Origin of the sequence: Sphingomonas flavalba (genome assembly GCF_004796535.1) — a bacterium.
Taxonomy (GTDB): domain Bacteria; phylum Pseudomonadota; class Alphaproteobacteria; order Sphingomonadales; family Sphingomonadaceae; genus Sphingomonas_L; species Sphingomonas_L flavalba.
The window spans coordinates 1-22,105 of sequence record NZ_SPHY01000004.1; the positions used below are offsets into that span (position 1 = coordinate 1).

Genomic DNA, 22,105 nt, shown 5'->3' on the forward strand with positions numbered 1-22,105 from the left:
TCGGCCGTCTCAAGGACTGGCGCCGCGTCGCCACGCGCTACGACCGGTGCCCGCAGGCCTTCTTCTCCGCCATCGCACTCGCAGCAACCGTCATCTTCTGGCTCTGATCAATGGGTCCTGACCCTAGAGACCTGTTAGCTCCGGGCTGCGTCGCGCACCAACCATTCTAGAATTCTCGTAGCGGGAGCGAGGCGGTGGCGCAGACGAGCACCATCTATGCCTAGCCGGTATACTGGTATCGCCCAGTTGGTCGACGCCGGAATGCAGTAGTCGTCGTAGCTGCGGCGGCGTGCCGTAAGCCTTCTGCACCTGCAGCAGCCGCCCCGCAGCATCATAGCTGTCGCGCGTGATCCGGTCCTGCCCGGACGCCCCCTGCGCCCCCTGCGCGCACGCATCCGCCGACAGCGCGCCAAACACCGCCGGGTTCATCCGCACCGTCGAGCAGATCTGCTGCCCCCGGTCGTCGAACGACGCGCTCATGGCCTTGTAGGGGCCCCGTCGACGACGTGACCGTCTTGATCGCATTGGCGGTCACAGGCCGGATCTGTTCGCCGGTCGCTTGTCCTAGCGGACAAGCGGCCCGAAAAGGATCGCGTTGAACAGCAGTTGGTGAAGGTGGGTCCACTGATTGCGCAGGTTGGGGTCCTCCGCAAACATGATGACGTTGCCCTTGCCGACGGCCTCGGTGATCAGGAAATCGCTGCCGGCGATGCTGGCATGGTCCCCTTCGGTCAGATAACCGGCGATCTTCAGCTTGTCCGGAGCCGAGTAGGACAGGACCGCCTTTCCATTCTCACCCGCCGTGAACAAACGCGTGTTGCGCGCCAGCACGTGGAACGACTGGGGGTAGCCGATGGTCAGCGGCGAGCGACCGTTCGCCTTGACCTCGACGATCGCGCCGGGGGTTTGCTTGGTCACGCCCTGTGACTCAGTGCTCGTCAGAGCACCGCCGTCGGCGGCCGCGAATGCCGTGCCGCCCTTGACGGTGATAAGGGTGCCGCCCTGCTCGACCCAGGTCTTGAGATGCCTGGTGCCGCTCTCGCGAAAATACCATTCATACGGCTTGCCCCTCAGGCCGCCACGACCAGACGTCTGCCCGCCGTCGGGAAGAATGATCGTGTTGTAGCGGCGCAAGTCGGCTTCGGTCAGATCGTTGATGGAAATGGGGGTGAAAGGCAGGCCGTACATTTGATCGAAAAAGAAATAGAAGCTGCCCCAGGAGGTGATGTCGGTGCCGTCGCGGGTGACGACCGCGACGGACGGCTTACTCACCGGCCGCATGACGCCTGATCCGAGATCCGAACCCGACGTCGAATGGACGGTCGACAGCGCCTGGATACGGACCGGAAAACGCGTGGCGGTGGCTTCGACCTTTTCGTGGACCGAGAGCTCATTCTCGTCGATCGGCACGACGAAAGCCGGTCCATAGGACTGGCCGCCGATTTCGAACGGACCGGGATGCACGTAGAGATTCACGCCCTTCTCGGCGAGCGCATAGGCCGCCGCAGCATCGAGCGCGCCGCGATAGGGCCAAACATAAGCGGTACCGGCCTGCCCGCCGATGACGCCGTTGGGCAGGGAAAGCGGTTGCGTCACCGGTTCGGTGGCGACTTTCGGCGCCGTGTTGGTCCAGTAGCCGTCGATGCCGTAAAGATAGGGAAGCGCCCATACCGAGACGTCGTAGAATACCGGAATCGAGTGGAACGGTTCCTTTTCGAGCAGCGCGTTGGCCAGGCGGCTGAGCGGCTGCCTCAGCGAGACCACATAGGAACCGGCGGGAAAGTCCTTGCGTCGCGGCCCGGGATAATAGCCTTCGCTCTGGCTCATCGAGAATGGCTGCGTGGTCCGTTGCACCTCGATGCCGTGGGCAAGCAGGCTGTCGATGAACTGCGACATCTTGTTCGGGTCAGCATCGGGAGGGAATACATAGGCCTTCTGCGCCACGCCGGGTACGCCATTCATCGACGACGCAAAGAAGGTCTGGAAGTCGCGGTGCAGGTCTTCGCGGTTCGCGACCGTGGTATCCAGATACGACATGATGCCGGTGACGTGATGTTCTATGCGGTCGTTCAGCGTCAGGATCGATCCGTTCCGGCGCTCGATCGCCAGGCCGCCGCTGCCGGCCGCCTGTTCGAACAGAATGCCGATCATGCCGTGATATTGGGTGTACAGCGTGTGCATGCCCAGAAACGGCGAGCCGAAGCTGTCGCCGGAATAATAGCGCCATCCGCGCCGATCGAACTGCTGGCGCATGTCCTGTGCATAGATGTTCCACCACTTTTTCAGCCAGTCGATCGACAGGTTGGTGTTGTAGGGTTCGGGATAGGGAGGAAAGAAAAAGGTGGAGTCCACGCCCATCTCGTGAATGTCTAGCGCCAGTTCGGGCCGCCAGTCACGGATGAGCTTCACCTTCGCCTGCCCTTCCAGCATCTTGAGCGGGACCATGTCGCGATTGGGATCGAGCTGATAATGATTGGCATCGTTGCCGATGCCCCAGGGCTCATTATGCTCGGCGGCGTTCGGATCGGTCTTGATGATCCGGCTCTGCGCCGTGCGATACCACGAAACGTAACGCTCCCGCGCCGAAGGGTTCTCCACCGGGATGATGTAGGTCAGGACATTGTCGAGTATGCGTTTCGTCCGTGCATCGGTGCCGGCGAGCAATTGATAGGCAACCACTTGCATCGCCTCGACCGAGGAGGCTTCGCTCGTGTCGATGGTGGAGACCATGACGGCCGCGGGCGTGTTCCTGACGATGCCGTCGAGCTCTCCGGCGCCAAGCGTACGCGGATCGGCGAGCTTACCCAGCTTGCCGACATGCTTGTCCAGCGCGGCTATGTTTTCCGGGCTGCTGACGACCAGCATGTACAGCGTCTTGCCCTCATAATCCTTGCCGTAGGGGATGAGCTTGGCCCGGTTGGAAATCGCGGCCCAGCGGTGGAGCAGTGTTTCCGTCTCATAGAAGCTCGTCATCTGCGTGCCCGGCGAAAAGCCGAGCACCTGATGGATGGTGGGGATCGCAGGATCGTAGGTGCTGCCCGGAACCCAATCCGGCTCCGACTGGCCCGATGCCGTGCCGGCGGCTTGCGGCGGTGCGGCGCCCTGATCCGCCGCGACGGGATTCGCGGACACATGGGCGGACAAAGCGAGGCACAGAAGAATACCGGTCCCCCCAGCGAGTTTAGCAAGCCTCATCGACATCTCCCTTCGCGTATGGCGGTAATTATTATAGATTTAAACTAGTGTGTCGCTTTAATGATGACGAATCCGACCCAATCGTGACCCCATTTCAAGGCAGCGATTGCGCCTCCATGTTTCATGCCCGGCTCTTTTCCTTCATTGACTATGGCGACTTCCCGAATACGCTAAGCCCGTCATTCCATTACCAGCCGTTATTCGGGCTGCCCGAAAGCAACAGCGCGTTGAGCAGGAAGCGGTAGCTGCCCGATGCCTGGCCCCGATAGGTGACCTCCGGCCCCAGCAGCGTGACGTTGCCCTTGCCCAGCCTGACGTCGACGATCGCGGCGCCGCCATCCAGGTAGTGCTCGCCGAGCAGAAAGCCGCTGCGCAGCAGGTTGGAGCCTTTGTACGAGGCGACAACCCGCAGGTCCGGCCCCTGCGCGACGCGGTAGACCGGGCTTGAATCGTACATCACGTCCTCGCGCGGCTCGGCGCCGAAGGCGATCGGCGTCGCCGGATCCACGCTGAGCGACAGCACCGACGGCGCGACGAAGAACTTGTTCTTCGGCAGCGGTTCGGCCTTGCCGTCGCGGTTCTCCGTCAGATAGTCGCCGACCGGCAATCCCAGGAAACCGACCATGTTGCCGCCCGAACCGACCGACACGATAGTGCCGCCGGCGGCCGCGAAGCCGCCGAGTTCGCGCGACGCCTTTTCCTCAAGGTCGCCGACCATATAGGCGTATTGCGGGGCAACCTTGCTGCGGTCGGAAATCTGCGGACTGCCGACAATCCGCCCGCCGACTTTCTTCAGCGAGCCGTTGCTGAACAGGATCACGTCATATTTGGCCGAAAGGTCGCCGCGATTAATCTCCGGCGCGTAGACGGTCGTGTACGGAATCTCGAACTTGTCGAGCAGCCAGCGATTCCAGCCGGCTGGCATCAGGCCACCATAGGTATCGTAAAGCGCGATCCGCGGCATTTTGAGCGGCAGGAGGTCGGTGGGCGCTGTGGCAACGCGATAGGCATTGAGGCCGAGCTCGGCGACAGCTTTCTCGACCGTCGCGCGGTTCTGGCCAGTATTCGGCACCCAGAGCGCGCCCGGAGCAAGCGCCTGGCTTTCCGTTGCGCTGGAGCCTCTTGCCCACGCTATGCGTGCCCCGGCCTTGAGCAGCCGGCTGGCGAGGATGAAGCTGTTGTTGGCGCGATGATCGACCAGGAACCCCGCGTCGCCTGTTCCGATGATCGTGCCTGGCGGCACAGCGAGGACTTCGTCGTGCGCGTCGAAAGGTCCGTCGAAACCATCGAGAATCCGATCGAACCGTACCCCCATCTGGAAGGCCAGGGTGTAGCCGGCGACGTCATAGGTCACGCGCGGCGCCCCCCCGGGATAGAGGAGGTCGTCGTCCGGATAATCCTGCGGCTCGAATACGTCGAAGATATGCGGCCGATAAGGCTGAGCGGTTCGCACGACGAGCGAGCCGGCGGGATAGGATTTGCCGGCGACCTCAAATGACGCGCGCGCGCGCTCCACGGTCACGCCGCTCCGGATGAGCGCGTTGGCGAATTCGACCGCATTCGGAAAGTCGGCCTGGTCAGCGGGCAGGATGTAGCCGCGCGGATCACGCTCGGCCGGTTTGCGCAGATATGTGTCGTAGAGCGCGGCGTCGACCTGGCTCCAGCCGCGAAGGTTGCCGGGCAGGCCGGCGGAACGGCCGAAATCGCCATAGTCCGGTTCGACCATGCCCTTCGCGGCCTGTTCGAGCGCCTTGATGTGCCGTGGGCGGACCGTCCAGCTATCCCGTTCGCCCGCCTCGATCGATTCCGCGCGGGTCAGATAGGTATCCCACAGCAACTGTTCGCGGTTCGTGGCGATGTAGCGCATCGTCGCGCGATGGGCGCTGATCTGATACTGCAGCCCTTCGCTGGCGTGGAAGATGCGGGGCTGGATCGGCCGAGGCAGCGTGAAATCGCCGAGCTGCTTTTCGGGGACCAGCGGGATCTGGATCGGGTGCGGCTGTCCACTCAGCTCGGTCGCGATGCTCTGCACGTTGTGCATGAGGCTGGCGCCGATCTGGTTCGCCGTGCCCCAATGGTCGTATGTGGCCTTGTCGCTGGAATACATGCCCTCCTTGCCCTCGGCCAGCAGACGGCCGGTTACCGCTGCGCCGGATTCCTTCAGCCGGTTCTTGATGATCGGATGCATGTAGTAGCTGGTCGGCCCCAGCGCGGGCGTGATCCAGATGCTGCCGCCCTGCGGGCCGGTCTGATGGGCGTTGTAGGAGAATTGGGGCAGCCAGTCCTTGAACAGCACGCGGCTGATATTGGCGGTTTCCGGCAGAGCGATGCGCGCATAGTCGCGGTTGCTGTCATGCCCGGCATTCGCGGGGGTAAGGAACGGCTGGGTATCCGCGAGCACGACGGCGCGCTTCTTCGGGTCTTTCTCCGCCATGTAGCCCTTGGCCAGCTCGTCCATGGCGTCGGGGTTCGCATTGCCGAGCAGCAGGATGTTCTCCCGCAGGAAGCCCAGCGTCTCGTCGTCGTTGAGCGAGGCCATCTGGTAAGCCTGCTCGAACAGCGACTGGCACGGAATGCTTTCCGTGGTGTGCAGGCATCCGTCGATCCACAGGATCGCCCGCCCTTCCTGCGCCAGCTTCCGGCCTTCCTCGCGGGAGACCCCGTGGGGGAAGCCGATTTTGCGTGCGATCGCACGGTAATGATTGAGCTTGGCGAGATTTTCCGGCGACGAGATCACCAGCATCAGCTGCCGTCGTCCGGCGGTGGTGGGGCCGATGTCGACCAGCTTGATCCGGTCCGACCGGGCGGCAAGCATGGTCCAATACTCGGTGAGCTTCTCGTAGCTTGCGAGCGTATAGTCGGCACTGACCTCATGCCCGAGAAAGCTGGCCGGCGAGGGAAGGAGGCCGCCTCGTGCCTGCCCCGGCGCTTGCGCTCCTATGTTCGCCGTCGGAACCGATATGGTGACGGTGAAGACAAGAGCGAGGCAAACCCGACGGAACGCTGTCGACGGAACCCTCTTCAAACCCTTCTTGAAGGCATCCGTCATTCTGCACCGCCCCATTTCGCAGCAGGATAGACTTAGTGCGCGTGAGAGTATGTAGATAAATATGAAAATGCAATATAATTACCAAGTCCCCCCCGCAACGGTCATCTTAGAGCATCGCTACGCCGGCATGCTTGCGACAGAGCGCAGGCAAGCCGGAGCCCCGGCATCCGTTGCTTCGCGAACTGGTGATGCGCTTTACCGGCTACCGAAGGCCCATGACCTGATCACCGACCCATCTTCATCGCCACGTGCGCCGCATGCAGCGGCTCTACGAGCGTCGACGGACCGCCTTGCTCGATGGCCTGCGAAACCGATTTGGGAACCACATCGCAATCCTGCCGTCCGCTGCAGGGCTGCATTTCTCGTTCCGGCTCACCGGGCCGGTGGACTGGGAAAAGGCGTTGCAGCGGGCCAGCGAACGCAACGTCGCATTCGAACGATGCTCGCGCTACGCGATGATCAGCCAGCCGCTTTCGGGCTGCGCGATCGGTTTCGGCCTCCTCAAGGACAATCAGGTTTCGTCGGCGGTGGATAGGCTGGTTGCGATTTTTGAGTGAGAATGCCGCCCGCATCAACGGCGTCTGCTCAGCGCGGCGCGGCGCCGAGGTCGTTGATCCGGCCGAGCAGCGCTTCGAAGGTCGAGGGCGCTGCGCCATGCCAGGTGCGTTCCGCGACGACAACCATCGGCTCGAACGCTTCGCCGAGCATCCGCTCGTCCGACCACGCCTCCGCCGCATCGGCCCACAGCGCGACGCTGTAGCCGAGCACGTTTGACCCGGTGACGAAGGGTTGCGTTTCATAGACCTGCTTCGAACGGACCAGGCCGTAGCCCTGCCCGTCGAAATCGGCGATGCCGGGGACGACGTAGAGCATCTCCTCCGGCGAGACGATCACCCGGTAGCCGCTGGCGAGGATGTCACGCAGGCGCGGCGCGTTCCACGTCTCGATGACGATGTCGGTGCTCGGCTCGATCGTCGTCCGGTCGTCCTTGAACCGCCACCAGTTCCAGATGACCGTGGTCTTGCCGTGCTTGCGGACCAGCGCGTTGGTCTCGTTGATCCAGTCGACGAACACGTCGCCCGGCGTGGCGAGGCCGCGCTGCTTCGCCGCCGCGACCAGTTCGGGGCAGCGGGTCTTGTCGGCGTCATATTGATATTCGTCGCCGCCGATGTGGAAATACGGCCCGCTAAACCACGGGATGAACTCGCCGAGCAGCCCGGCCAGCCAGGCGCGGTTTTCGGCGCGGGTGATGTCGACCGTCCATGCCAGATCGGCGGCGCGATCGCCGGCCGCCCGGCTCAGCCATTCCGACTGGCGCATCGACGGGCATTGGAAGGCAAGCGACGGGCGATGGCGGATCAGCGCTGCGGCATGGGCCGGCAGGTCGATTTCCGGAATGATCGTGATGTGCAGTTGGCGGGCGAGCCGCTCCAGCCGCGCGATGTCGGCCCGGTCATAGGCGCGCGCGTCGGCCAGGCCGGGATAACGGTCGGAGCGGAGGCGGAAAGCCGGCCAGTCGGTGAAATGCAGATGCAGCGTGTTCATCTTCATCCACGCCATCCGGCGCATCAGCGCCTCGATCTGGCTGACCGCGTAATATTTACGGCCGACGTCGAGCATCATCTGGCGCATCGGATAGGCAGGCCAGTCGACGATGGTGCCGCGCGGCAGGGTGGCGGATCCCGGCGACCGGCGCAGCAGTTGGAGCAGGCTCTGCCCGGCATAGAACAGCCCCGTGGCGTTCCCCGCGCGCAGCGTCGTCCGCTCGCCGACGATCAGGCGATAGGCTTCGTCGGCCGGGGCGCCGGCGGGCACCGCCGGATCGGCGACGTCGAGCACGATGTCGCCGGCGCGCGCACCAGTCGAAACGACGGGCAGGTCAGGCCCGCCGATCGCGACCAGCGCGGCGCGCAGATGGGCACCGACCTCCGCCACCCGCGCGTCGGCGCCGCGCGCCACGACGATGCGGGCGGTGCCGGCGATCGCCGCGGTGCCACCATCCGGCTGCCAGTACCGCACCGCCGGTACGATCCATTTCGCGACGTCGCTTTCCGGCGCCGGCGGGGTCTGCGACTGCGGCGGCAACTGCGCCGCCGCGCCGCCCGGTGCGACGGCGGCAACCAGTCCCGCCGCAAGGGCAATCGCCATCCGCCGGGCGGACGTCCGGATCTCGATCAGCATCGTTCGCCCCGTCAAAAACGCTGGGAAAGGGTAAGCTTATACTGGCGTCCGTAATCGGCGTAGCTGATAAACTGCGAATCGTAGGTAGCGTGCGACAGCACCTTCTCCCCGGTCAGGTTGACGACGTCGACCGCCAGCGTCGTCCCCTTCAGCAGCGCCAGGCTGACCCGCGCGTCGATCTGGTGATAGGTCTGATAATTCCGCGGCTGCGGCGGCGCGGTTCCGCCGTAGTTCGGCTGGGCAAGAAATTTCCCGCGCCAGTTATACGCCACCCGCGCGCCGAACGGCCCACGTTCGAAGAACGCGATCAGGTTCGCGGTGTCGCTCAGCCCCGGCAGCGCGAAGCTGCCAACCGCCGGGTCGCTCGACTTCACCTTGCCGCTGACCTTGGTGTAGTTGGCCTGGAAACCGAAGCCGAAGTCAAAAATATGGGTCCACGCGACGGTCAGGCCGTTGATCCACGCGGTGTCGGCGTTGCGCGGCCGGGTAATGGTGAAGGTCTGGTACGCCGGTGTCGCGACGGTATCGATCACCTCGTCGGCAACGCCCGAAACGATGTAGTTGTCGATGTCCTTGTGGAAGAACGCCACGGACAGCGCGCTGTCCTTTTTGTAATACCATTCGACCGAGCCGTCGATGTTGATCGAGGTGAACGGCCGCAGATAGGGGTTGGATCCCTTGGCATAGCGGGCGACCTTGAACATGCTGCCATAGGTGATCTGCGGCGCCAGATCCTCCAGGATCGGCCGCGTCATCGTCCGCGACGCGGCGAGGCGCAGGACGAAGCCGCTCGGCAGGTCCCACCTGGCGTTGAACGACGGCATAAAATAACCGTATCGGTTCTTCGCAACAATCCGTTCGAGCCCGTTCGATGAATAAAGCGGCGTCAATATGCCGGTCGTCTCCCCCGGCGCGGTGTAGAGGTCGACGAGGATTCGCGTCGTCCCTTCCGAACTCTGGCTGGTGTGGGAATAGCGCAGGCCGCCAACCAGGCTGAGCGGCGACCCGAGCAGATCGGTGTCGAGGTGCAGGTCGACATAGGCCGACAGGTCCTTTTCGTCGATCACGTAGGAATCGCCGCTCTTGACCGCGGCCCAGCTGTTGCCGTTGGCGATGAATTCCGCCAGCCCGCCGCCGCCGGGGTTGAGCGTGCGGTTTGCAAGGTTGACCGGGTCCGCCATCCACGCGCGCAGCGCCTCGCCGTCGATCAGGTACATGTCGCCGTTGAGCAGCGGGTTGCCGAACACATTGCCCGGCCGGGCGATGCCGGTGATGATCGACTGGTAATCGATCACCTGCTTCTGCGCGTTCTTATGGTACATGCGGCGGATCGCCTCCGGCGTCTGCCAGAATTCGTTCTGCTTGCGGGCGTTCAGGTAGGACCCGCCGAACTGGGCGCGGAACGACGACGAGAATTCATAGTCGAAATCGGCGCGCGCCTGCCAGTTGGTCGCCTTCACATAAGTGCCCGAATTGCTGTTGATCCGGGCGCGCAGCAGGCTCTCGTTCGCTTCGTTGACGACAAAGCCCTGGCCGTCGAGATACGGCACCCCGCCCGGCGGCGTCACCACCAGGAAGCCTGGCTGGTCCAGCGCCTCCAGCGTGTAGTCGCGGTCACGCCCGCGGTTGTTGTTGATCGCCTGCGACCAGGACAGGTCGAAAACGCCGGTCAGCCGGCTGTCCGGCGTCCATTTGGTGTTGAAGCCGAGTTGCTGGGTCGTCGTCGGCCGCTGCTGCTTCTGGAGGATGAACGCATAGCCGGACAACCCCATGCCGACGCCGTGGTCGAAGGTGGTGTAGACGCCGTGCGGGTCGACGACGTTGCGGCTGGTATCCTGCACCGCCCAGAACCAGTTGGAGGCGGCGTTGACGGTGGTGTCGACCTTGAAGCGGGAATAGAGATAGTCGAGGGTGAACAGCAACTTGTCGCTCGGCTCGAACTGGATCACCGCGCTGCCGCCGGTGCGGGTGCGTTTCTCGTCGACGATCGAGCGCTGCAGGTCCTGCATCCGCCACGCCTCGTCCAGGTCGTCGGACACATAGGCATAGGCGCTGGTGTCGTAGAACAGGTTGTGGATCGTTGCGCTGTTCTGGACCAGATAGGTGCGGTTGCGCCGTTCCTGGTGGGTGAACGACAGCAGGATGCCCAGCTTGCCGTCGGCGAAGCGGTCGCTGGCGATGAACGACAGTTGCGGGCTGGTCTTCTTGCTGTTGCCTTCATACTGGGCCGAGGCGCTGCCGGCGAAGGTGAAGCCGGAATAGTCGAACGGCCGCGCGGTGATGACATCGATGGTACCGCCGACGCCGCCTTCGGGAATGCGGGCATTGGCCGATTTGTAGACGTTGACGGTGGACACCAGCTCCGACGCGATGGTGTCGAAGCTGAACGAGCGGTCCGGGTTGTCGCTGGCGATCGGCCGGCCATTGACGAGCACGGACGAGAATTCCGGCCCCAGCCCGTTGATGCTGACGAAGCGCCCTTCTCCGCCCTGGCGGTCGATCGACACGCCGGGAATCCGTTGCAGCGATTCGGCGACATTGCTGTCGGGGAACTTGCCGATACTTTCCGACGAAATGCTGTCGATGATCGAATCGGCGCTGCGCTTGCTCTGCAACGCTTGGTCGATGCTGGCGCGAATGCCGGTGACGACGATGTCCTGCTGGTCGCCCGGCTGGGCCGCATCCTGCGCGTGGGCGGCGGGCGCTAGGCCGAAGGCGGCCGCGGCCAGAGCAACAGGCGAGACGCCGTAGCGCGCGCGGTGCAGCTTTTGGAACGACCCGTTGAGTATCCGGTTCACAGACATAGCCCCCTTCCCAATCGCGCGGCACCGCCGGCCGCTGCCCGGTTGCACCGCCCGACGCCGGACAGGCGCGGACGTCGGTGCACCGACATATTTGTAGCCATATTACGTAACCGAGTTACAGAGATTGTCAACGCCCTGCTGCATGGGTGGGGCAAGACAACGCATCGCCTTCATCGGGGCGGCCGCCCCCGGGGCGGTCAGGCGGTCAGCCGCCCGTCCGGGTCGTCGATCGGCTCGCCGGGCACGACATAGTCGAATATCGCGTGGATTCGCGGCGCCGGCGCCTGATTGCGGACCGCGTGCGCCTTGCGGTTGTTGATCTCCCACAGCTCGCCGGCCGGCAGGTGGCGGATATTGCCGGCAACGGCGAACAGCGTGTCGGGATGGGTGACGATCGGCAGGTGGATGCGATGCGCCCGCGACAGCGAAAAGCCGTTGTCGCGATGCGAGGCGATACTGCCCTCCCCGGCCAGCCGGGTCAGGATGATCCGCACGAAATAACCCGCCTGCCCGGCGGACCAGCGCGCGACCAGCGCGGTGTGATGATCGGCTATCGCGGTCATCGCCGGCCGGAGCAGCGGGCCGAACTCGGCGAGCGCCGGCCATTCGGTCGGTCGGCTGTGCCGCATGTCCGGGTCGAACAGGATCGGGATCGTCTCGGTCTGCGAATGGACGCGGTAGACCTGCTGCCGCGCGCTCTGTTCCGCCCAGCGCGCGTCCGGCAGCGCGGCAACGGCCGCCTGTATCGGGGCCGGGTCAACCTTGCCGATCGGCCGGTATTCGCCGTCGAAGAACATGCCGCATCCGCTCCCCATGCCGCCGCCCGCTCAGGGCAGCGCACTGATCCTGACCCAGTCGACATACAGGTGGGCGACGTCGACGGCATAGTCCATTCCCGGCCAGGGCGCCGGCCAGGCGCCGACCCAAAGTTGCGGCGGGTCCGTGCCGACATGCGCCGTCGTCGCCGCCTGCCATACGCCGTCGACATACCAGTCGATCCGCGTCGTTCCGTCGACGCCGTCGCGCCAGTCGAAGCGATAGACATGGAAGCGCCCGTCGAACGGGTCGATCGGCGCGGCGTGGCTAATCATCGTCGCATCCGCGTCGGCGTCGCTGCGGCTCCAACTGTTCAGGCCCAGCATCCGGCGCCATTCCGCCCATGCCGGCGGTACCGGGGTGACATGGGCGGGCACCTCGATGTCGATCTCGGTATAGCGGCGCGCCGCCGGCGGCCGCGCGTTATTGTCGCTGCCGTAGTAATTCCAGATGCAGGAACAGCCGTGCGGCCCCGGCAGGTTCCGCATGCGGACCTCGTACCGGCCACCGCCATAGCGCTGCCGGGTGATCAGCACGCCGCCCTGCCGCCGCGCCCCGCGATGCCTGTCGCCGAAGATCTGCGCTTCGACGACGGTAACCGGCGCACCGTCATCGTCGGCAATCGTCCGCAGCGCCAGATTGCCGGGCCTGACCGGGTATTTGCCAGCGATCTTCAGGTCGGCGCGACGCCATTTCGCGGCATCGATCGCCGGCCCGTCAAAATCATCACAGGACAGATAGGCGCCGGCACAGGCCCCGGCCCCAGCCACGGCCGGCGCGGCGGTCAGCCCGACCAGCACCACGCCGCAGCCCAGCCAGCACCGCCCGGCGGCAGTTCCGGCGCATGATGTAGCGTCGACCGGCATCGCGTCGCCCCTTTTCCGAAATATAAGACAACCCATTGCGTTACAACGGGAACACCGGATACCGTCCCCGCAATATGTAATTTATAGACATTTATCGCCTTGGCGAGTCAAGGTTCATGTAGTAAAGTGAGAGGGGCGGATATCCGGGAAGGAGCTTGCGTGAATCCGACGGCCAGCCCGGATTATATCGCGATCGATTGGGGCACATCGCGGCGGCGGGCCTATCGGGTCGATGCGGCGGGGCGGATCCTCGCGAGGATCGAGGATGATTGCGGCGCGCGCTCGGTCGCCGCCGGCGGCTATCCAGCGGTGCTCGCCGGGCTTCGCGACGCGCTCGGCCCCCTGCCGGTCATCGCCGCCGGCATGGTCGGCTCGCAGCTCGGCTGGCAATCGACCCCTTATCTCTCCGCCCCGGTGACACTGGCGGCGCTGGCCGGCGCGGCAACGCGGGTGACGGCGGAAGACTGCACCCTCACCCCCGGCGTGTCGCTGGACGCGGCGGAAGGCTGCGACGTGATGCGCGGCGAGGAGATACAGGCGCTTGGCGCCGCCGCCGCTGGCCTTGTCCCGCCCGATGCGCTGGTCTGCCAGCCAGGCACCCACAGCAAGTGGATCACGCTGGCCGATGGGCGGATCGCGACCTTCCGCAGCGTGATGACCGGGGAATTGTTCGCCCTGCTGCGCGGCGACGGGTCGCTGGCGATGCTGCTCGACGGCCCGGTTGCAGTCGGGGTGGCGTTTCGCGACGGAGTCAGCGCCGGGGCGGCGGCGCGCAGCCTGGGCGCGGCGCTGTTCGGCACGCGCGCGGCGGTGCTGCTCGGCCGGTTGCCGGTGGGCAATGCCGCCGCCTATGCCAGCGGCGTGCTGATCGGCGCCGAAATCGCCGGCGAGCTGGGCGACGCGGCGGGCACTGTCTACATCATCGCCGACGACCGGCTCGGCGCACTCTATGCGGAAGCGATCGGACTGCTCGGCGGCGCGGCCGTCCGGGTCGATTCGCATACCGCCTTCGTCGCCGGCATCCACGCCTTGCAGGCATCGCTATGAGCGACGCACTCGCCCGCTTCACCGCCGCGCGCCGCGTCTGCCCGCTGATCGCCATCCTCCGCGGGGTAACAACGGCCGAGATCGACGGGGTCGCGGCGGCGCTGATCGAGGCCGGCATCGGCCTGATCGAGGTGCCGCTCAACTCACCCGATCCGTTCCGCACGATCGAGCGGCTGGCGACGATCGCCGGCAACCGCGCTGTCATCGGCGCTGGCACCGTGCTGAGCGCCGACGCCGCGCGCCGAGTGCGCGACGCCGGCGGCCAGTTGATGGTCGCCCCCAACAGCGATCCGGCGGTGATCGCCGCCGCCGTCGCCGCCGGGCTGGTCGCGGTGCCAGGCTACATGACCCCGTCGGAAGCGTTCGCGGCGCTCGCCGCCGGCGCCCACGCGCTGAAGCTGTTCCCTGCCGAAGCCGCGACCCCGGCGGTGCTGCGCGCCCAGCGCGCGGTGCTCCCGGCGCAGCTTCCGGTGTTTGTTGTCGGCGGCGCGTCGGCGGCGACAATGCCCGGCTGGCACGCCGCCGGGGCGGACGGCTTCGGCATCGGCTCGGCGCTCTACCGGCCGGGCAAGCCGCTTGACCGGATCGCGGCAGATGCCGCCACTCTGGTCGCCGCCGCCCGCGCCCTCAGCCGCTAAAGGGGGAAGGCATAGCGATAGCGCTCGATCACCGGCGCGTCCTGTGCCGCCACCAGCGCCCGCAACGGCGCGTCGTAATAGGACGCGACATCGGCGTGGCGGCTGCGGTTCATCGCCGGTGCCTGGTCGATATACAGCCGGGCGAGCGGCGGCATGTCGGGCAGGCGGCGGCCGAGATAGGCGGACAGCCCGGCACGCAAATCCTCGGCCGGCAGGATCGCCGGTTCAACCGCGCCACGATAGAGCCGGTCGTGGAGGAAGGTATAGAAGCCAAGGCCCGATCCGCGCAGCCCTTCGATGCACGACCGGGTCAGGTTCAGGCCATGACCGACGAACTGCTCCGGGAGGGCGGCGGCCAGCCGGTCGATGCGGTAATCGTCCTGGTGCAGGCGCAGCAGATTGGCGGTGGTCGCGGCGAAATCCAGCGTACCGCCCTCGCTGCACACCTCGAACAAGGCATTGCGGCGGTTGAGGCCGGACTGGAAAGCGAACCAGCTGACGTAATAGGCGTAAGGGTTGCGGACGGTGCCGAGCACCGGCAGGCCTCGCAGCGCGTCCGGGCACATGGCATAGGGCAGGTGATAGCCGATCTGCCGCGCACCGGCGATGCAGCGCAGCAGCAACTGGTTGACGAAGGTGCCGCCGGATTTGTGCAGGTGAAGGAACAGGAAATGGTCGCAGGCGATCATCGCGCCCCGCTCCCCCGCCCCGGCCGCGCCGCATGACCCGGGCGACACCGCCCCCGGCCGCGATCGACGCGGCGCGCACTGCGATCGTCGAGGGGCGGATCGTCGCGGCGCGCGCCGCCGTCGACCGACTGATCGCCCGTTGGCCGGACTGCGCACAGGCGCATTTCCTCGCCAGCCGCCTCGCCGCCGTGACTGGCGACCCGGCCCGCGAGATGGAGGCTCTCGCCCGCGCCGCCGCGCTCGATCCGACCGATCCGCTGCCGCCCGCTTTCCTCGCCCGCCTCCATGCCCGGGCGCGGCAGGTCGAGCAGGCGCTGGCGCTCGCCCGTCAGGCTGAGGCGCTGGCCGGGACCGACGCCATCGCGCTGGACGCAGTCGCCACTGCCTTCGCTCAGTGCGGGGAGCATCGCGCGGCGCGGGACGCTCTGGCCCGCGCGGCGGCAGCCGGGTCGCTGAACCCGGCGGTGCATTTCAACCTCGGCACCCAGGCGAAGTTCCTCGGCGCGTTCGACGAGGCGCGCGCCGCCTACGAAACCGCGATCCGGATCGCGCCGGACTATCACAAGGCCCATGCGGCGCTGACCTCGCTGGGCGGGATGACCGCAACCGACAACCATCTCGACCGGCTGCTGCCGCTGATCGCGGCAACGCCCGATCCGCGCCGACGCATCCATGTCGTCCACGCCGCCGCGCGCGAACTGGAACAGATCGGCCGCCATGATGAGGCGTTCACGCTGCTGGCGCGCGGCAAGGCGGATCTGCGCGCGGTACTGCCGCCGGAACCGGTCCTGCCGCCGCCGGTGGAGGCGATCGCCGCCGCCGTCGACGCCACCGCGCTGCCCCCGGCGGAGGATGATCCGGACGGTCCGATCTTCGTTGTCGGCATGCCGCGTTCCGGCACCACCGTCGTCGACCGCATCCTGTCCGGCCACCCCCGCTGCCGCTCGCTCGGCGAGCCGATGCACGCCGCCGCGATCCTGCGCCGCGCGAGCGGAAGCACCGGCCGCGCCCTGCTCGACCAGCCGATGCTCGATCTGCTGGCGCGTAGCAAAAGCCTGGTTGCGCTGGGCGACGCCTATCGCGCGCTTGCGCGCGGGCGGGACGGCCCGGTGGTTCACCGCACGATCGACAAGATGCATCTGAATGTCCTGCTGGTCGGCCATATCATGGCGATGCTGCCGGGGGCGAGGGTGGTCTGCCTGGTCCGCGACCCGCTCGACACCGTCGCCAGCAATTTCCGGCAACTGTTCGAGTTCGACAGCCCGATCTACCGCTATTCGCTGGATATCGAGGATACGGCGCGCTTCGTCATCGCCTTCCGCGCGCTCGAGCGGCTGTGGCGGGACCGCTTTCCGGACCGCTTCCTCAGCATCCACTACGAGGATCTGGTGCGCGATCCCCGCGCCGGAACCGCCCGCCTGCTCGCCTTCTGCGGTCTCGGCTGGGACGAGGCCTGCGTCCATATCGAACGCAACGCCGGCGCGGTGACGACGGCCAGCGCCGTGCAGGTGCGCCAGCCGATCAACGCGGCGTCGGTCGGCGCCTGGCGCCGCTATGCGCGGCAGGTCGAGCCGGCACGCCGCCTGCTCCACGCCGCCGGCTATGCGGACTGATCCGGCGGCGCGGCGCGCGGCTGGCGGCGCAGGAAGCGGCCGGCGCGCGTGCCGGTGCCCTCGCCGCGCCGCCAGCTCAGCCGGCCGTTGACGAAGACCAGATCTATGCCCCGGGCGATCGCCTGCGGCACGTCGTAAGTGGCCGTATCGGCAACCGACGTCGGGTCGAACACCGTGATATCCGCCGCCATGCCGGGGGCGATCACCCCCCGATCGGCCAGCGCGAAGGTAGCCGCCGAAAGCCCGGTCATCCGGTGGACCGCCTGTTCGAGGGTGAACAGGCCTAGCTCGCGCGTGTAGCGCCCCAATACCCGTGGAAAGGTTCCCCACAGCCGGGGATGCGGCAGCGGATCAACCGGCAGCCCGTCGGAGCCGATCATGCAGCCGTCATGAGCGATGATCCGCCGCATGTCGTCCTCGTGGATCTGGAAATAGCTGGCGCCGCCGGGTGCCAGCCGGCGTGCCGCCGCCGGCTGGTCGCATCCCCATTCGGCGGCGATGTCGGCCAGTTGGCGCCCGGCCATTTCCGGGTGCGGTTCCGACCAGTTGATCAGGATCTCGATCTTGCCGTCGGCCAGGTCGTCGCGGATGATCGTCGACCCGGCGGTATAGGGATAGCAGTCAAGCAGCACCGGCTGCCTGATGCGGGCGGCGTCGATCAGGCCAAGCGTCTCGACCGAGCGTCCCCAATTCTGGACGCCGGCGCATTTGTGGTGGGATATGACCAGCCTTACCCGGTCCGGCCCGGCGATCTCGAACGCTTCGTCGAGCGCGGCGGCGACCTCGTTATATTCGTCGCGGATATGGGCGGTGTAGACCGCTTCGGCCGCCGCCAGCGCCCCCATCAACCCGCGCAGCTCGGCGATGTCGGCGGCGCGGGCGGGCGAATAGAACACGCCGGAGCTGAGGCCCAGCGCGCCGTCGCGCAGCGCATCGGCCAGGAGCGCGCGCATCGCGGCGATTTCCTCGGCGCCGGCCGGGCGGTCGCGCGCCGCCATGCAGGCCAGCCTCAGCGTCGAATGGCCGATCAGCGCGCCGACATTGACCGCCGGCCGGGTGCGGTCGACCGCGGCGGCATAGTCGGCAAAACCGGGAAAGGTGAAGCGGTCGGCGTCGCCAAGCAGGTTGAACGGTTCCGGCACCGCCGCGTCGAAGCGCAGATGGGTGGCGGAAATGCCGCAATTGCCGACGATCACGCTGGTCACACCCTGGCTCAGCTTCGCCGTCATCTCCGGCGCGGCCAGGCAGGCAAGGTCGTCATGGGTGTGGACGTCGATGAAGCCGGGGGCAACGGCAAGGCCGCGCGCGTCGATCTCGCTCGGCGCGGTCATTCCGCCCAGCGCGCCGACCGCGACGATCCGGTCGCCGGCGATCGCCACGTCGGCGACGACCGGCGCGCTGCCGAGTCCGTCGACAACGGTGCCTCCGCGCAGGATGATATCAGCCGATTGCCCGTACGCCACCCGACGATCCCTCAAAAACAGGTCCGCAGGCCGACGACGACGGTGAAAGCATCGTCCACCTCCAGCAACAGCGGCCAGCGATCAAACGTCGTGCACGGGTGCGATATGCCGAGGATCACGACGTCGCCGACCGCGATCGCCGGCGCGCTCGGCCCCAGCCGCAGGAAGGCGTGCTGGTCGCTGAGGCTGAACACCGCGCCGTCGTCGAAGCGTTCGGGTGCGGCGTGGTGGCCGGGGCGGAACCAGCGGTCGGCCACCGGCAGGTCGATATCGAAGGACAGATCGCGCTTGCCCGCCGACAGGATTGCCAGATCCGGCTCCGGCCGGCTCAGCACCCGCGCCCACAGCTCAAGCGCTGGGGCAAGCGCCGGCGGTGCCCCGCTCGTCGCGCGCGCGCGCGCTTGGTCGTGATGGCGGGCATAGAAGCCGTGGTCGTGCGCGACGTAGCAGCCGCTGCGGATGACGACACGCGCGCCGTCCAGCCCGGACCGCGCCAGCCGGTCGACGACCATGTCGTAATAAACCGACCCGCCGGCGCTGAGGATGACGCCGCCCGCGACATCGAACAGCCCTTCGGCGGCGATCGCGCCGGCCGCCGCGCAAACGCTGTCGAGATAGCGCTCGGTCGCGGCCGGGTCGGCGCTGCCGTCGGCGGCAAGCAGCAGCCCTTCATACCCCTCGATCCCGCGCAGCGACAGGCGGTCGAGGCGGCGGACGTGCGCGGCCAGCGCCAGCGCGGCATCGATCGAGCGGACACCGCAGCGGCCGCCGGCGAAACCGATCTCGACCAACACCTGCGCCGGTCCGGCCCCGCCCGCGCGGGCGAAGGCGGCCTGCGCCTGATCGGCGCCGGCGATCGAATCGACCAGGAAGATATACTCCGCCGCCGGCCGCTCCGCCGCCATCCGCGCCAGCGCGTCAAGCTCGGCATCGCCGACCACCTCGTTCGCGATCAGCACGCGGTCGACGCCGGTCGCATGGCATAGCGCCAATTGCTGGACGTTGGCGACGGTGATCCCCCATGCTCCCGCGTCGATCTGCCGCGCGAACAGCTCCGGGCACAGCGTCGTCTTGCCGTGCGGGGCGAGCAGCGCGCCGCGCTCGGCAAGATAGCTCTGCATCGCGGCGATATTGGCCGCGACATGCGATCGTCGCAGCACCGCCGCCGGCAACGGCACGTCCCCGCGCAGCAGGTTCCAGCCGCGCCCGGCGATGTCGGCGGCGGCGAAGCCGGCTGGCAGGCCGGGGGGCAGCCCCTTGGTTCCCGGCGGCAACGGCGCCCGGCGCAGCGGGTCGAGAGCAAGCGGCATCAGAAGCGCTCCAGCGTCAGTTCGGCTGCCATCACCGGGTTGCCGGCGGTCAGCCCCGCGTCGACCGGCAGCACGACGCCGGTGATCATCCGCGCCGCATCGCTCGCCAGGAATTCGGCGGCGGCGGCGATGTCGGACGGGTCGGGGAAGTCGCGCAGCGGATACCATTTGCGCAGCGCTGTGAAGATATCGGGGTTGCGTTCCGCCCGGGCGTTCCACGCCTGCGTCCGCACCGTGCCGGGGCAGATGATGTTCGCCCGGATGCCAAGCGGCCCGTATTCGACCGCCAGCGCGCGGGTATAGCTGATAAGCCCGGCCTTGGCGGCACTGTAGGCCGGGTGGCCAAGCGCGTGGAAGGCGTTGACCGAGCCGATATTGACGATGACGCCGGCACCGCGCGCGATCATCGCCGGCTTGACCGCCTCGACGCAATGGTAGGCGGCGGTGAGGTTGATATCCAGGTCTTGCCGCCACGCTTCCGGCGTCAGGTTGGCGAGCGCGGTCGCCGCCGCCGCGCCGGCATTGTTGATCAGCACATCGACCGGGCCGTGCGCGTCGGCGAAGGCACTGACCGCCGCCGCCACCGCCGCCGCATCGAGCAGGTCGACGACGGTAGGATGGACGAGGCCGGGACGCCGGGCGGCGAGCGCGGCAAGGCCGGCCTCGTCGACGTCAAGCGCCAGCACGCGCGCGCCGCGATCGGCGAAATGGGTGCACAAACCGGTGCCGATGCCGCCGGCCGCGCCAGTGACCAGGATATTGCGTTGCTGCGTCGATGTCACCGAGCAATCTCCCCGAAGGCCGCGACCGCACGCTCGACCCAGTCCAGGCTGGCGGTCGGCAGCAGACCGAAATTGTAGAAGGACAGGTCGCGCAGCCCCGCCCCGGTCACGCGCTCCAGCGTCGCATCAAGCTGCGCGGCGCTGGCCATGTCCGGCGGCCCCGGCCGCAGAATCGCGCTCGGCGTCACCCCGTCCGGCAGCAGGCCCAGCACATAGCGCAGGTCGTCCGCCACCGCGTCGGGCGTCGGCTGGTAGAGCGGCAGTTCCAGCCCGTCGGTCACCGCCGCGATGGCGGCCAGATCGTGCCCTTCCCAGATCGCGGCGGCGTGCGGCCGCTGGCAGGTGGAAATCACCCTGACTGCAACCGCCGCCGGCACCGCCGCCCGGATCTCGGCGCACAAACCGGTGACGACGGTGCAGCGCCAGCCGAGATAGCGCTGGATGCAGTCGTCGGCGATCAGCGCGCGCGACCGGGCCTCGGCCGCTTCGGAGCTATCGCCCAGCGCGTCGGCCAGATGGCCGGCGACGACGTGGCGCAGCGCTTCCGCGTCGATGCCGGCGGCGCCGGCCGAGCCCACGCAATGGCGGCAGAAGCACAGGCCGAGCAGCGCCGCCGTGGCCGGCCCCACCTCCACCTGCGCGAATTCATGGTGATAACCATGGGCGAAGGCCAGCCAACCGGGGCTTTCGAGGAGCAGCGCCTGCACGCCATAGCCGCGCGCCAGATCGGCGCAGAGCGTGACGGCATAATGGCGCACCTCCGGGTGGGCCGGGCACAGGCTGTACGGATAGGGGTCGCCGAACGCGTTGCGCGCCACCGCGTCCGGGTGCTGCCAGCCGAGCCGGCTGTTGTGGTTCAGCACCGTCCACGCGCGGATCGGCATTATGTCGGCCGCGCACAGATCGGCCAGCGTGTCCTGCGCGACAGTGGTCGTGGCGACGCGGGGCGACAGCAGGCCGTAATCGGCGCGCGCCGGATGGAAATAGACCGTCCCGTCCTCCGGGAAATAGACGCGGGCGCGCGGATCGCGCGGCTGCACGAACTTGCCGGCATGGTAGCTGGCCGCAACCGTCAGATGGCCAAGCCCCGCATCCTGCATGTGCCGCAGCTCGTCGCGCGGCGCGTGCAGGTTCCACGGATAGGCGTAATAGCCGAAGCTTGCCGTCATCGGCGGCCGTCGGGCTGGTAGGCAATCGCATCCATCTCGATCTTGCCGTCGACCATCAGCGCCGACTGGACGCACGACCGCGCCGGCGGCGCATCGCCGAAATAGCCGGCATAGACACGGTTGAACGCCTGGAAATCACGCGGATCGTCGAGCCAGACACCGACCTTGACGACATCGGCCAGCGTGCAGCCCGCTTCTTCGAGGACGGCAATGACGTTGCGCATCGTCTGGTGGGTCTGCGCGACAATGCCGCCGGGTACGATCTCGCCGTCCGCGTCAAACGCCACCTGCCCGGAAACGAATACGAAATCGCCGGCGCGGGTCGCGCGACTGAACGGCAGCGGCTGGCCGCCCGATCCGGTGCGCGTGCCGCCAATCCTCTCGATCATGCTATGCCCTGCCCCTTCCGTTGCTCTGGTCGCGGTCGCAGCGCCGACCCGGCCACTATGCGCGGCGGTGGCGGCGGTGGTCAAGCAAAATGTA

Annotated in this window: 17 protein-coding genes and 1 pseudogene; 5 read left to right on the forward strand and 13 right to left on the reverse strand. The window is 67.2% G+C overall.

Features of this window, described 5'->3' with window-relative positions; all coding sequences use genetic code 11:
- Positions 1 to 107, forward strand: a pseudogene (locus E4A53_RS05405) (IS5/IS1182 family transposase); the annotation flags it as partial.
- A 16-nt stretch (positions 108 to 123) separates the two neighbouring features.
- Here the strand turns inward: E4A53_RS05405 and E4A53_RS05410 are convergent.
- The 3 genes from E4A53_RS05410 to E4A53_RS05420 all read right to left on the reverse strand — a co-directional run bounded on the left by E4A53_RS05410 (position 124) and on the right by E4A53_RS05420 (position 6,010).
- Entirely contained in the window at positions 124 to 480 is a 357-nt protein-coding gene (locus E4A53_RS05410) for a hypothetical protein (RefSeq protein ID WP_136162087.1), read from the reverse strand.
- A gap of 84 nt (positions 481 to 564) precedes the next feature.
- Complete coding sequence (locus E4A53_RS05415; RefSeq protein ID WP_168694312.1) at positions 565 to 3,195, reverse strand: M14 family zinc carboxypeptidase; 2,631 nt, start codon at positions 3,193 to 3,195, stop codon at positions 565 to 567.
- A gap of 187 nt (positions 3,196 to 3,382) precedes the next feature.
- The gene (locus E4A53_RS05420; RefSeq protein WP_168694313.1) at positions 3,383 to 6,010 is read right to left on the reverse strand and encodes a M14 family zinc carboxypeptidase; all 2,628 of its coding nucleotides are present in this window, start codon (positions 6,008 to 6,010) and stop codon (positions 3,383 to 3,385) included.
- Between the two features lie 491 nt (positions 6,011 to 6,501).
- Between E4A53_RS05420 and E4A53_RS05425 the strand changes: the two genes are divergently transcribed.
- Entirely contained in the window at positions 6,502 to 6,801 is a 300-nt protein-coding gene (locus E4A53_RS05425) for an aminotransferase-like domain-containing protein (protein ID WP_136162090.1), read from the forward strand.
- 28 nt (positions 6,802 to 6,829) lie between these two features.
- Here E4A53_RS05425 and E4A53_RS05430 read toward each other — a convergent pair whose 3' ends face one another.
- From E4A53_RS05430 to E4A53_RS05445, 4 genes are all read right to left on the reverse strand, one after another.
- The gene (locus E4A53_RS05430; RefSeq protein WP_136162091.1) at positions 6,830 to 8,425 is read right to left on the reverse strand and encodes a beta-N-acetylhexosaminidase; all 1,596 of its coding nucleotides are present in this window, start codon (positions 8,423 to 8,425) and stop codon (positions 6,830 to 6,832) included.
- 11 nt (positions 8,426 to 8,436) lie between these two features.
- Positions 8,437 to 11,223 carry a TonB-dependent receptor gene (locus E4A53_RS05435; RefSeq protein ID WP_168694314.1) on the reverse strand — a complete coding sequence of 929 codons (2,787 nt, stop codon included), beginning with the start codon at positions 11,221 to 11,223 and terminating at the stop codon, positions 8,437 to 8,439.
- 203 nt (positions 11,224 to 11,426) lie between these two features.
- Positions 11,427 to 12,044: an aspartyl/asparaginyl beta-hydroxylase domain-containing protein gene (locus E4A53_RS05440; RefSeq protein WP_136162093.1), complete on the reverse strand. Its 618-nt coding sequence runs from the start codon at positions 12,042 to 12,044 to the stop codon at positions 11,427 to 11,429.
- 12 nt (positions 12,045 to 12,056) lie between these two features.
- Positions 12,057 to 12,911 carry a glycoside hydrolase family 16 protein gene (locus E4A53_RS05445; RefSeq protein WP_168694315.1) on the reverse strand — a complete coding sequence of 285 codons (855 nt, stop codon included), beginning with the start codon at positions 12,909 to 12,911 and terminating at the stop codon, positions 12,057 to 12,059.
- 159 nt (positions 12,912 to 13,070) lie between these two features.
- Between E4A53_RS05445 and E4A53_RS05450 the strand changes: the two genes are divergently transcribed.
- On the forward strand, positions 13,071 to 13,958 hold the full coding sequence (locus E4A53_RS05450) for a 2-dehydro-3-deoxygalactonokinase (protein ID WP_136162095.1): 888 nt from the start codon (positions 13,071 to 13,073) through the stop codon (positions 13,956 to 13,958).
- On the forward strand, positions 13,955 to 14,596 hold the full coding sequence (locus E4A53_RS05455) for a 2-dehydro-3-deoxy-6-phosphogalactonate aldolase (RefSeq protein WP_136162096.1): 642 nt from the start codon (positions 13,955 to 13,957) through the stop codon (positions 14,594 to 14,596). Before E4A53_RS05450 ends, E4A53_RS05455 begins: the two co-directional genes overlap by 4 nt.
- Here E4A53_RS05455 and E4A53_RS05460 read toward each other — a convergent pair.
- Positions 14,593 to 15,285, reverse strand: coding sequence for a hypothetical protein (locus E4A53_RS05460; protein WP_136162097.1), 693 nt, complete (start codon positions 15,283 to 15,285; stop codon positions 14,593 to 14,595). The genes E4A53_RS05455 and E4A53_RS05460 overlap by 4 nt on opposite strands.
- A gap of 32 nt (positions 15,286 to 15,317) precedes the next feature.
- Here E4A53_RS05460 and E4A53_RS05465 point away from each other — a divergent pair, with 32 nt between their 5' ends.
- Complete coding sequence (locus tag E4A53_RS05465) at positions 15,318 to 16,898, forward strand: tetratricopeptide repeat-containing sulfotransferase family protein (RefSeq protein WP_136162098.1); 1,581 nt, start codon at positions 15,318 to 15,320, stop codon at positions 16,896 to 16,898.
- Here the strand turns inward: E4A53_RS05465 and E4A53_RS05470 are convergent.
- The 5 genes from E4A53_RS05470 to E4A53_RS05490 are packed head-to-tail and all read right to left on the reverse strand — an operon-like array spanning position 16,886 to position 22,011.
- The gene (locus E4A53_RS05470; protein ID WP_136162099.1) at positions 16,886 to 18,361 is read right to left on the reverse strand and encodes an N-acyl-D-amino-acid deacylase family protein; all 1,476 of its coding nucleotides are present in this window, start codon (positions 18,359 to 18,361) and stop codon (positions 16,886 to 16,888) included. The two genes, E4A53_RS05465 and E4A53_RS05470, sit on opposite strands and share 13 nt — an antisense overlap.
- Before the next feature lie 11 nt (positions 18,362 to 18,372).
- Positions 18,373 to 19,671: a type III PLP-dependent enzyme domain-containing protein gene (locus tag E4A53_RS05475; RefSeq protein WP_136162100.1), complete on the reverse strand. Its 1,299-nt coding sequence runs from the start codon at positions 19,669 to 19,671 to the stop codon at positions 18,373 to 18,375.
- Entirely contained in the window at positions 19,671 to 20,453 is a 783-nt protein-coding gene (locus E4A53_RS05480) for an SDR family oxidoreductase (protein WP_136162101.1), read from the reverse strand. The genes E4A53_RS05475 and E4A53_RS05480 overlap by 1 nt, the downstream gene beginning before the upstream one ends.
- Positions 20,450 to 21,622: an alpha-amylase family protein gene (locus E4A53_RS05485; RefSeq protein ID WP_136162102.1), complete on the reverse strand. Its 1,173-nt coding sequence runs from the start codon at positions 21,620 to 21,622 to the stop codon at positions 20,450 to 20,452. Before E4A53_RS05485 ends, E4A53_RS05480 begins: the two co-directional genes overlap by 4 nt.
- Positions 21,619 to 22,011 carry a RidA family protein gene (locus E4A53_RS05490; RefSeq protein ID WP_136162103.1) on the reverse strand — a complete coding sequence of 131 codons (393 nt, stop codon included), beginning with the start codon at positions 22,009 to 22,011 and terminating at the stop codon, positions 21,619 to 21,621. Before E4A53_RS05490 ends, E4A53_RS05485 begins: the two co-directional genes overlap by 4 nt.
- Positions 22,012 to 22,105: the final 94 nt, after the last annotated feature.